This window comes from Humitalea rosea, from assembly GCF_003253705.1.
Taxonomy (GTDB): Bacteria; Pseudomonadota; Alphaproteobacteria; order Acetobacterales; family Acetobacteraceae; genus Humitalea; species Humitalea rosea.
Window position 1 is genome coordinate 84,071 of the sequence record NZ_QKYU01000021.1, and the last position, 11,275, is coordinate 95,345.

Below are 11,275 nucleotides of genomic sequence, written 5' to 3' on the forward strand. Positions count from 1 at the left end.
CATGCGCCCGGTATGGCCATTGCCACGCCGGACGCAAGTGCCAAGCCCGGCATCAGGAGAAGGACAGGTTATCCGGGCGCAGGTCCATGAAGTAAAAGGTGTAGGGCGTCCAGTTCACGCCCTTCCGCATCGCGTAGAATTCGGCCGGCTGGTACAGCACCGTCCCCGGTGCCGCATCCTCCCAGGCATCCAGCAGCTGCGTGAACAGCGCTTTTCGCGCGGCCGGATCGGTTTCGGCCTGCAAGGCGCGGCCGGCGGTGTTGAAGGCCCCGGTGGTGGCGAAGGCGCCCGAGGTCTGGAACCAGCTGCCCGGCCCCCAGGAGATCCAGATCGAGCCCAGCGGATCGGGCAGGCGGGTCGAGTTGGAGTTGTTGCCGACCTGCTGCCCGGCGGCGCGCATCTGGGTGAAATTCTCGACGACCTGGAGCCGGGCATTGATGCCGACCTCACGCCACATCTCGATCGCCACCTGGGCCGCGCGCAGCGCGTTGGTGTAGTAGTTCGGCATGGTGCGATAGACGATTTCCTCGCCCTTGTAGCCGGCCTCGGCCAGCAGGCGGCGGGCGGCGGCGGGGTCGTAGCGCAGCGAGCGGCCTTCCAGGAACATCTGGCCGTATTCGGGGTAGTTGTGCCCCTGCGGCACCACGGCCGCGCCATCCCACAGCGTCTCGACCAGCAGCTTGCGGTCGATCGCCAGGCCCAGCGCCTGGCGGATGCGCTTGTCGCCGATCACCGGGCCGCGCTCGTCGAAGGTCAGCACATGCACATTGGCCAGGACGACGGATTTCACCGCGATCTCGGGGGCCTGGCGCAGCGGCGCGACCTGGTCGGGCGGCACATTGGTGATCAGATCGACATCGCCCGCCTGCAAGGCCGCGACGCGGGCGGCGAGTTCGGGGATCTGGCGGAACACCACACCGCGGGCATTGGGCTTGCCCATGAAGTAGTCGTCATGCGCATCCAGCACGATCTGCTGGTCGGCCTGCAGGGTCCGCAGCTTGAACGGGCCGGTGCCGATGGGCGCGCGGCTGAAGCCGTCAAAGCCCAGCGCCTCATAGGCGCGCTTGTTGACGATCCAGGCGCACCAGCTTGCGAGGCGCTGTTCCAGCAGCACATCGGGCACGCGGGTGCGGAAGCGGACGGTGCGCTCATCCAGCGCCTCGACCGAGGCGAGGGTCACGAAATAGGACGCGGCTTCCCGCATCAGCGGCTCGGCGCTGAACATGCGGTTGGAGGTGAAGGTGTAGACGACGTCATCGGCCGTCAGCACGTCGCCATTGTGGAAGCGCACGCCCTCACGCAGCGTCAGCACCAGCTCGGACGGGGAGTTGCGGGTCCAGGACGTCGCCAGATGCGGCGTCAGCCCCGAGCCGCCGCCATCGGGCGAGCCCAGGAAGTCGCGCCGGATCAGCGTGTCGAAGATCGAATAGGTGACGCGGGTGCCGACATTGGACAGCTCGCGCGCCGGCTCCAGCGTCGGCGGCACCTCGGCCACACCCACCCGCAGGATCGGGCGCGCATCGGCGGTTTGCGCGAAACCGGGCCGGGCGAAGGGGGTGGCGAGGCCGGCTGCGAGAAGTGTGCGTCGAAACATGAGGGGCGCCCCGTTCAGTCATGAAGGGGCGCCTTGTGCCAAAGCCATGTGATCTGGCCGCGACGGTTTGGCGTCCGTTGCGTGACGGATCGAAACCGTGCCGGCCTCCGGCCGTTGCAGGGCAGACCTCGCCACATGCTCCAGGAGCCTCCCCGATGCCGAATGGGACCGATCTTGCCAAGCGCCAGCGCGCGATCCAGGCCCAGGTCGCCGAGGCCGACCGGCTGCGCCCGCGGGAGGAGATGCAGGGCGCGATGCAGGCCGGCGCCCGGCGCTACCCCGAGCCGCCCTTCCCCCCGGCGGCGCTGGAGAAGCCGGGGCTGGAGGCGGACCTGCCGCTCGCGCCGATGTATGACGCGCCTTACTACAAGGGCTCGGGCAAGCTTGCGGGCAAGCGCGCGATCATCACCGGCGGCGATTCCGGCATTGGTCGCGCGGTTGCCGTGCTCTTCGCGCGGGAGGGTGCCGATGTCGCCATCCTGCATATGGAGGAGGAGGCGGTGGACGCCGAGGCGACCTGCCGCGCCATCGAGAAGGAAGGCCAGCGCTCGCTGGCCATCGCCGGCGACGTGTCGGACCGCGCCTTCTGCCTCGCCGCGGTGGCGCAGGTGGCCGGGGCCTTTGGCGGCCTCGACGTGCTGGTCAACAACGCCGCCTTCCAGCTCCACGTCAGCCGTTTCGAGGATCTCACCGAGGCGCATTTCGACCTGACGGTGAAGACCAACCTCTATGGCTATTTCCACATGGCGCAGGCCTGCGTGCCGCATATGAAGGAAGGCTCGGCGATCGTGAACAGCGGCTCGGTCACCGGGCTGATGGGCAATTCCACCATCATTGACTATTCGATGACCAAGGGCGGCATCCATGCGCTGACCCGCGCCCTCGCCGGCAGCCTGATGGCGCGCGGCATAAGGGTGAATGCGGTGGCGCCGGGGCCGGTCTGGACGCCGCTGAACCCGAGCGACAACCCCGCCAAGATCGAGAATTTCGGCAGCAATGCGCCGATGAAGCGCGCGGCCCAGCCGGAGGAGATCGCGCCCGCCTATGTCTTCCTCGCCTCGGCCCAGATGTCGAGCTACATCACCGGCGAAATCCTGCCCGTGATCGGGGGCTACGCCGACCGCTGACCCTTTGGGGTGGGGTTCGGCCGCCCGATGGTGCATATCCGCACCGACGATGGAGGCGGAGATGGCGGAGACCGAACTGACGGTGCGGTCGGGGCAGGTGGTCGCATTACGGCTCTTTGACCTCGCCTATGAAATCGATCTGAAGCGGGCCGAGACGCTGTGGGCCGCGCGCGCGACGGGGGCCAGCGCCCGTGCGCGGCTCGTCGGCACGCCGCCCAAGGCGGTCTCCTTCGGGGTGCCGCCGCTGGCGCTGGACCTGGGCGCGGTGACGGTCGAGATCGATGGCGTGTCGCTGGTCATGGCCGCGACGGTGCGGCTGTATGATTTCGGCATCGCCGCCTTCGCGCTGCGCCTGCCGGTCGCGGCACTGCCCTGGCCGGACTTCGTGCGGCTGTGCAATGCCACGGATATCGCCATCGGCGCCTCGGCCACGACGTCGGTCTGGGAGCGGCTGCTGGCGCAGTTGCGGGAGACGGTGGGCGAGGCGCTGGACCGCCCGACCACGCGGCTGTTGCAGGAAGACTATTTGATGGCGGTGGTCGATGATTTCGGCGGGCCGCTCAGCGCCCAGGCCTTGCAGGCGCGGGTGGATCTGGTCCCGCTGCTCTCCGGCGAGGAGCGCCCGCTCTCCGATGGCGCGCGCGGCGACCTGCTGCGGCAGCGCTTCTCCTACCACCCTGATGACCTCGTGGTGATCACCTGGGATCGCGCCTTCATCTACGAGCCGCAGCGCGAGACCGATGTTGCCGACGTGCTGGAAATCGCCAATGCGCAGTTGCTGGTGATGCGCAGCTACGACGAGATGCTGGACGAGGAATTGCCGCGCATGCGCGACCTCGTGGAGCGGGCGCGTCGGCGGACCAGCCTGCTCGCCTCACGCCGCTATGCGCGGCTGGCGCGGCGGCTGCACACGCTGGTGGCCGAGGTCACGGAACTGGCCGAGCGCGTGGACAATGCTTTGCAGGTCACGGAAGATGTGTATCTCGCCCGCGTCTATGCTGCGGCGATGGAGCTGTTCCGGGTGCCGAATGTCAGTGCCGCGGTGGATCGCAAGCTGACCATCATCCGCCAGACCTATACCTCCCTGCATGACGAGGCGGCGGGGGCGCGGGCGGAGATCCTGGAGATCGCGATCCTGGTGCTGATCGCGCTGGAGATCGTGCTGTCGCTGCTGCGTCACTGAGGCCGCCAGATCCGCCGCCCGGCTTCGGTGACCAGCCCGCGCGCCGGCAGCCGTGCCGATCCGCGCACCACCAGCGCGCCCGGCAGCACAAGCTGCCGCGCGGGCGCATCCGGATCGGCCAGCCGCGCCACCAGCAGCCCGACCGTCGCCGCGACCATCTCGGCCACGGGCTGGGAGAAGCTGGTGAGCGAAAAGCTCGGCCAGGAGGCGGGGGCGGTATCGTCGAAGCCGATGATGGAGACATCATCCGGCACGCGCAGCCCGTGGCTGTGCCGCGCCGCATCCATCACCGCCAGCGCCATGTGGTCATTGGCGCAGAACACCGCATCCGGCGGATCGCCGCTCGCGAACAGCAGCGCCGCCGCGCGCTGGGCCTGCGTGTGGTCATAGCCGCCGGCCACGATGCGCGGGGGTGCCAGGCCATGCGCCGCGAGGGCGGCGCAGAACCCCCGCTGGCGGTCGCGGTTGGTCGAGGAATTTTCCAGCCCCGCGACATAGGCCAGGCGCCGGTGCCCGCCCGCGACCAGGAACGCCGCGATCATCGCGGCGCCGGCTTCATTGTCGCCGCTGACGCTTTCGGTGCCGTCATCGCCGGCGGTGGTGCGGTTGAACAGCACGACAGGCACGCCGCTGGCCCGGCATTCGGCCGCAAGCCGCGAGGACAGGCTGGCCGAGGCCAGCACCAGACCATCGACCTGGTAGCGCAGGATATCGGCGATGCGCGGATCGGCGTCGCCCTCCTGTGGGGCGGTGAACAGCAGCACCTGGTAGCCGATGGCCTGCAAGGCTTCCGACAGCGCCTCCAGCACCGCCGGATAGAACTGGTTGTGCAGATAGCCGAGCGCCACCCCGATGATCCGCGACCGCCGGGTGATCAGCGAACGCGCGATCAAATTGGGCCGGTAGCCGAGGCTGCGCGCCGCCGCCTCCACCCGCTCGCGCATCTGAGGTGCGGCGCTGGCGCCGGGGGTGAAGCAGCGCGAGACCGCCGATTGCGACACGCCCGCGAGCCGCGCCACATCCTGCGCCGTCACGGGGCGCCGCTGGCTCATTCCGCGGTCCAGCCCCCATCCACCACCAGCGAGGTGCCGGTGACGAGTGCCGAGGCCCCGCCTGCAAGAAACACGATCGCACCCATCAGATCCTCGACCTGCCCGAGGCGCCCGAGCTTGATCTTCGACAGCACGCCGGCGAGGAAGGCCGGGTCCTCGAAATAGGGCCTGGTCAGCGGGGTTTCGATGAAGGTCGGCGCGATGCAGTTCACCCGGATGCGATGCGGGGCGAGCTCCACCGCCATCGCCTTGCTCATCCCCTCCATCCCCCATTTGGAGGCGCAGTAGAGGCTGCGGTTCGCCGCCCCCACATGCCCCATCTGGGAGGAGATGTTGATGATCGAACCTGGCCGCGCCGCCCCCACCAGCCGCCGCACCACGGCCTGTGCCAGGAAATAGGCGGCGCGCAGGTTCAGCCCGAGCACGGCGTCATAATCCTCGATGCTGACATCGAGGATGGGCTTGGGGCGGTTGGTGCCGGCATTGTTCACCAGCACGTCGAAAGGCGCTTGCGCCGCGATGGCGGCGCCAGTCGCGGCAAGGTCGGTGACGTCCAGCACCAGTGTCGTCGCACCCTGGCCGATGGCGGCGGCGGCGGCCTCGATCTCCGAACCCGTGCGGGCGAGCAGGGTCACCTGCGCCCCCGCCTGGGCCAGCGCCGCGGCGGCGGCCAGCCCGATGCCGCGCCCGGCGCCGCTGACCAGCGCGCGCTTGCCCTCCAGCGAGAAGGAGGGCGTCGTCGGGATATGCACCGCCCTATTCCGCCGCGGTGGCGTAGGGAATGTTGCGTCCACCGTAGCGGCGGACGCGGATGTTCGCCTGCTCGGCGTGGCCGGCAAACCCCTCCAGCATGCAGAGTCGCGAGCAATATTCCCCAACCTTGGCCGAGGCCTCATCGGTCAGGATGCGCTGGTAGGTGCAGGTCTTCATGAACTTGCCGACCCAGAGCCCGCCGGTGTAGCGCGCCGCCTTCTTGGTCGGCAGCGTGTGATTGGTGCCGATGACCTTGTCGCCAAAGGCGACATTGGTGCGGGGGCCGAGGAACAGCGCGCCGTAGTTGGTCATGTTGTTCAGGAAGTAGTCCGGATCGCGGGTCATCACCTGCACATGCTCCGAGGCGATGCGGTCCGCCTCGCGCACCATCTCCTCCTCGGTCTCGCAGAGGATGACCTCGCCGTAGTCCTCCCAGGCTTTGCGGGCGATGGCGGCGGTGGGCAGGATGGTCAGCAGGCGCTCGATCTCCCGCATCGTCTCGCGCGCCAACTTCTCCGATGTGGTCAGCAGGATCGCGGGGGAGTTCGGCCCGTGCTCGGCCTGGCCGAGCAGATCGGTCGCGCAGAGTTCGCCATCCACCGTGTCATCGGCGATGACCAGCGTCTCGGTCGGGCCGGCAAACAGGTCGATGCCGACGCGGCCGAACAATTGCCGCTTGGCCTCGGCGACGAAGGCATTGCCGGGGCCGACCAGCATGTCCACCGCCTGGATCGTCTCGGTGCCGAGCGCCATGGCGCCGACCGCCTGGATGCCGCCGAGGCAATAGATCACATCCGCCCCCGCCAGATGCTGGGCGGCGACGATGGCGGCGGCGGGGCGGCCCTCGAAGGGCGGCGCGCAGGTCACGATGCGCTTGCAGCCGGCGACCTTGGCGGTGACCACCGACATATGCGCCGAGGCGACCATCGGATATTTGCCGCCCGGCACGTAGCAGCCGACCGACTGCACCGGGATGTTGCGATGGCCGAGCACGACGCCGGGCATGGTCTCGACCTCGATATCCCGCAGCGCCGCCTTCTGGTGCTCGGCGAAGTTGCGGACCTGGGCCTGGGCGAAGCGGATGTCCTCCAGGTCGCGGGGCGCAAGCTCGGCGATGCAGCCCTGGATCTCGGCCTGGCTCAGCCGGTAGTCGGCGCGGTCCCAGCGGTCGAAGCGGATGGAAAGCTCGCGCACCGCGGCGTCACCACGGGCACGGATATCGGCCAGGATGCCTTCGACGGTGGCGCGGACGCGGGCGTCATCCTCGGCGGCGGCATCGGCGTCGCGGCCGCGCTTGAGATACTGGGCCATCGGTTTCCCCTTGCATGCGTATGCAATAAGGAAGGACCCCGGCCGGGCAATGTCAACCCGGCCGCTGGATCACCCGATCTTCGCCGCGACCGCGCGCGCGGCATCGGCGGTGCCATGGCGCCCGCCGATATCCGGCGTGCGCAGCCCATCGGCGAAGGCCGCATCCACCGCCGCGGTCAGCTCCTGTGCCGCATCGGCAAACCCCTGGCCGGCGCCGCGCGCGGCGAGCCAGTCCAGCATCATCGCCGCCGAGAGCAGCGTCGCGGTCGGGTTCGCCAGCCCCTTGCCGGCGATGTCGGGGGCGGTGCCATGCGCCGGCTGGAACACCGCGTGATCGTCGCCGATATCGGCCGAGGGCGAGAAGCCCATGCCCCCCACCAGCCCGGCGCCGAGATCGGTCAGGATGTCGCCGAACATGTTCTCCATCGGCAGCACGTCGAAGTCCCAGGGGCGGCGGACCAGATCCAGCGCCATCGCATCGACGTAGTGCTGGCGATAGGCGACATCGGGAAAGTGTTCCGCCACCCCGGCGAACACGCCCCGCATGAAGGCGAAGGCGCGGAAGACGTTCGCCTTGTCCACCAGCGTCACCAGCCCCGGTTTCTGGCGCCCCGGTTTCTGGCGCGTCGCGGCGCGGCGCCGGGCGAGGGCGAAGGAGAAGCGCGCCAGCTTCTCGGTGGTGGCGCGGGTGATGCGCAGGGTTTCCTCGGCGGCGTCGTAAGTCACCACGCCCTTGCCGCGCGAATGGAACAGCCCCTCGGTGCTTTCGCGCACCAGCACGATGTCCAGCGCCTGGGCGCGCGGATCGGCCAGGGCGACCGGCACGCCGGGGATGGCCCGCACCGGCCGCACGCCGGCGTAGAGGTTCAGCCGGAACCGCAGATCGAGTTGCGGTGCGATCTCGGTGCCGTCCTCGGTGCGGATCTCGGGCCAGCCCATGGCGCCGAGCAGGATCGCATCGGCCCCGGCGGCGGCGGCGAAGGTCGCCTCGCTCATCGCCGTGCCGGTGTCGCGGTAGCAGAAGGCCCCGGCCCGCAGATGCTCATAGGCGAGGCCGATGCCATGCCGCTTGGCCAGTGGCTCCAGCACCGAGAGCGTCGCCGCGGTGACCTCGGTGCCGATGCCGTCGCCGGCCAGCACCGCGATCCGCAAGGTGTTGGAAGCCATCCGCGTCATCCCCCCGTTTTCCCGCATGATGCACGGGAAGCGGGAGGCGGCCAGCTAGCCGCAGCGCACCGACATGCCGCCATCCACGATCAACTCGGTGCCGGTGATGAAGCGCGCGTCGTCAGAGGCCAGGAACACCACCGCATTCGCGGTGTCCCGCCCGTCGCCCGCAAAGCCCAGCGGGATGCGCGCCACGCGCTGCGCCAGCAAGGCCGCGGCATCGCCTCCGGCGCGCTGCCCGGCAAGCCGGACCTCGACCATCGGCGTATGCATCTGCCCCGGCACCACGGTGTTCACCCGGATGCCGCGGCTTGCATATTGCACCGCCACCACGCGGGAGAACTGGATCACCCCGGCCTTGGAGGCCGCATAGGCGACCTGCGCCGCCCCGGTCCAGCGGATGCCGGAGGTGGAGGCGACATTGACGATGGCACCCGACCCTTGGGCCTCCATGATCGGCAGCACATGCTTGCAGGTCAGGAACACGCTTTTCAGATTGTAATCGACCTGCGCGTCCCAGACCTCCTCGGCCATTTCCACCGGGCCGCCGGCGGCCGAGCCGCCGACATTGTTCACCAGCACATCGATGCGGCCGAAGCGCGCATGCGCGGTCGCGACCATGGCGGCGATCGACTCATGGCTGGTGACGTCGCAGGTCCCGGGCTCGAAGCGCCCGCCGACCTCGGCGACGCGCTCGGCGGTCTCGATCATGGCGTCGAGGTTGCGGTCCACGCCATAGACGGTGGCCCCCTCCCGCGCGAAGGCGACGGCGGCGGCGCGGCCATTGCCCCAGCCGGTGCCGACCGAACCGGCCCCGGTCACGATGACGGTCTTGCCGGCGAATCTCTGGGTCATAAACCTCACTCCAAACGAATATGGGCGGCGGCGGCAAGCTCGCGCCAGGCGGTCAGATCGGCCTGCACGAAACGATCCCCAGCCTCGGGGGAGAGATGCGCGGGGGCAGCACCTTCGCTCGCCATGTTGGCGGCGAAGCGGGGATCGGCCAATGCCGCATTGGTGGCGGTATTGAGCCGGGCGCGGATCGCGGGCGGCAGGCCGCGACGGGCCAGCATCGCCCACCAGATCCCGGCCTCATAGCTCGGCAGCCCGCTTTCGCGCGGGGTCGGGCGGGCGGGGCCGGGGGCGGGGCTGACCGCCGGGCGGTTCTCCGAGGTCCAGCCGAGCAGCTTCACCCGGCCGGAGGAGATCAGCCCGGCCGCCGCGGTGACGGTGGTGAAGGTCAGATGGATGGTGCCGGCGACCAAATCGTTCAGCACCGGGCCGGTGCCGCGATAGGGGATGTGCTGCATCTCCAGCCCCCCCGCCCGCAGCGCGAAGAGCGCGCCGGCCATGTGGCCGATGCTGCCCGGCCCGGCCGAGCCGTAATCCACCTTGCCCGGATTGGCGCGGATGAAGGCGATGGCCTCCGCCATGGTGTTCGGCGCCCAGTCCGGCGCGCCAAGCATCACCAATGGGGCGGTGGCCAGCAGCGCCACCGTCTCGAAATCGCGCGCCGCATCGTAAGGCGTCGTCTGGATCGCGGCACTGGTCGCGAAGGTGGAAGAGGTGACCAGCAGCGTATAGCCATCCGGGGCCGCGCGGGCGACCTCGGCGGTGCCGATGGTGCTGCCGGCGCCGCCGCGGTTCTCGATCACGAAGGTCTGGCCGAGGCTGCGTTGCAGCGCATCGGTCAGCGGCCGCGCCAAAGCATCATTGCTCCCGCCGGGCGGGAAGGGGACGATGACCCGCACCGGCCGCTCGGGCCATGCGGCTTGGGCCCGCGCAGCCGCTGGCAGGCCAAGCGCGGCGAGGGTGGGAAGGAAATGGCGTCGATGCAGCATGGCGTGGGTGCTCCTGGCTCAGTCGAGGGAGAGGTGCGCCGCCGTGACCACGCGCCGCCAGCGGTCGATCTCCGCGCGCTGGAAGGCGGCGTATTCGGCCGGGCTGTCGCCGACGACGGAGTAGCCTGCGGCCTCCAGCACCGGGGCGACGGCGGGATCGCGCAGGGCGCGCACCACCTCGGTATTGATCCGGGCCAGCAGCGGCGCGGGCATGCCACCCGGCCCCATCACCGCCTGCCAGGAGCTGACGACGAAATCGGCGAGCCCGGCCTCGGCCGAGGTCGGCACCTCCGGCAGCAGCGGGCTGCGCTCGGCGGCGGTGACCAGGATCGCGCGCAGCCGTCCGTCGCGCACCGGGCCGATGATGCTGCCCAGCCCCTGGAACGACACCTGCACCCGCCCGGCCAGCTGGTCGAGCACCGCCGTCGCACCGCCGCGCGAGGGGACATGCGTCGCCTCCGCCCCGGTCAACTGGGTGAACAGCTCCATGGTCAGATGCGGCGAGGAGCCATTGCCGCTGGTCGCGTGGAACACCTCGCCGGGCTTGGATTTCATCCAGGCGATCAGCTCGGGCAGGGTATGGACGGGGCAGACCGTGGGGTTCACCACAAGCACATTCGGCGTGGTGACCGCGAGGGTGACGGGCGAGAAATCCGCGACCGGATCGTAGCCGGGGTCGCGGTAGAGCACCGCGTTCAGCGCGAAGACGCCGATCGAGCCGACCAGCAGCGTGTAGCCATCCGGGGGCGAGCGCAGCAATTGCCGCGCGGCGATCTGGCCATTGGCGCCGGCACGGTTCTCCACCACCACCGACTGGCCGAGGCTCTGCGACATCCGCGTGCCGATGGCCCGCGCGGTGATGTCCGAGGCGCCGCCGGGGCCGAAGGGCACCAGGAAGGTGACGGGGCGGTTGGGCCAGGGCGCCTGGGCCTCGGCCCGGGTCGCGCCCGCGGCCGCCAAGGCCAGGCCGAGCGCATGCCGGCGGTTGATCCGCATCATTTGGCGTTCTCCACATATCCATCCCGTGCCCGGCTGCCCCGGTCGCGGGGGTATTGTCCCGCCGCAAGGACTAGGGCGGACTTCCATGTGGTGCAATGCCATTCCAAAATATGAACCTCCCCCCTAGCAGTCTGTCGGATTCACTTTGCCTTTCTGATTTGTCAAACTGCGGTTATGGCGACCTTCGTATCCTACAATCGCGACCAGGCATTCCTGTTGCCTCCGGACCTCAAGGCGTGGCTGCCCGA

General features: G+C 69.7%; 10 protein-coding genes. 2 read left to right on the forward strand and 8 right to left on the reverse strand.

The genetic code is table 11. The annotated features are described in order from the left end of the window. Positions 1–52: 52 nt before the first annotated feature. Entirely contained in the window at positions 53–1,594 is a 1,542-nt protein-coding gene (locus C8P66_RS17420) for an ABC transporter substrate-binding protein (protein ID WP_111399553.1), read from the reverse strand. 155 nt (positions 1,595–1,749) lie between these two features. On the opposite strand from C8P66_RS17420, the gene C8P66_RS17425 reads away from it, so the two are divergent. Both C8P66_RS17425 and C8P66_RS17430 read left to right on the forward strand, forming a co-directional pair. Further along, complete coding sequence (locus C8P66_RS17425) at positions 1,750–2,721, forward strand: SDR family oxidoreductase (protein WP_111399554.1); 972 nt, start codon at positions 1,750–1,752, stop codon at positions 2,719–2,721. 61 nt (positions 2,722–2,782) lie between these two features. Continuing rightward, complete coding sequence (locus C8P66_RS17430; protein WP_146422933.1) at positions 2,783–3,904, forward strand: hypothetical protein; 1,122 nt, start codon at positions 2,783–2,785, stop codon at positions 3,902–3,904. Here the strand turns inward: C8P66_RS17430 and C8P66_RS17435 are convergent. The 7 genes from C8P66_RS17435 to C8P66_RS17465 form a co-directional block, all read right to left on the reverse strand. After that, positions 3,898–4,956: a LacI family DNA-binding transcriptional regulator gene (locus C8P66_RS17435; RefSeq protein WP_111399556.1), complete on the reverse strand. Its 1,059-nt coding sequence runs from the start codon at positions 4,954–4,956 to the stop codon at positions 3,898–3,900. The genes C8P66_RS17430 and C8P66_RS17435 overlap by 7 nt on opposite strands. Continuing rightward, positions 4,953–5,708 carry an SDR family NAD(P)-dependent oxidoreductase gene (locus C8P66_RS17440; RefSeq protein WP_146422934.1) on the reverse strand — a complete coding sequence of 252 codons (756 nt, stop codon included), beginning with the start codon at positions 5,706–5,708 and terminating at the stop codon, positions 4,953–4,955. Before C8P66_RS17440 ends, C8P66_RS17435 begins: the two co-directional genes overlap by 4 nt. Before the next feature lie 4 nt (positions 5,709–5,712). Beyond that, on the reverse strand, positions 5,713–7,020 hold the full coding sequence (gene hisD, locus C8P66_RS17445; protein WP_111399558.1) for a histidinol dehydrogenase: 1,308 nt from the start codon (positions 7,018–7,020) through the stop codon (positions 5,713–5,715). A gap of 69 nt (positions 7,021–7,089) precedes the next feature. Continuing rightward, positions 7,090–8,196, reverse strand: coding sequence for an isocitrate/isopropylmalate dehydrogenase family protein (locus tag C8P66_RS17450; RefSeq protein ID WP_245903645.1), 1,107 nt, complete (start codon positions 8,194–8,196; stop codon positions 7,090–7,092). Between the two features lie 45 nt (positions 8,197–8,241). Then, entirely contained in the window at positions 8,242–9,042 is an 801-nt protein-coding gene (locus C8P66_RS17455) for an SDR family NAD(P)-dependent oxidoreductase (RefSeq protein ID WP_111399559.1), read from the reverse strand. A 5-nt stretch (positions 9,043–9,047) separates the two neighbouring features. Then, positions 9,048–10,028, reverse strand: coding sequence for a tripartite tricarboxylate transporter substrate-binding protein (locus tag C8P66_RS17460; protein ID WP_111399560.1), 981 nt, complete (start codon positions 10,026–10,028; stop codon positions 9,048–9,050). 18 nt (positions 10,029–10,046) lie between these two features. Beyond that, entirely contained in the window at positions 10,047–11,027 is a 981-nt protein-coding gene (locus tag C8P66_RS17465; RefSeq protein ID WP_111399561.1) for a Bug family tripartite tricarboxylate transporter substrate binding protein, read from the reverse strand. Positions 11,028–11,275: the final 248 nt, after the last annotated feature.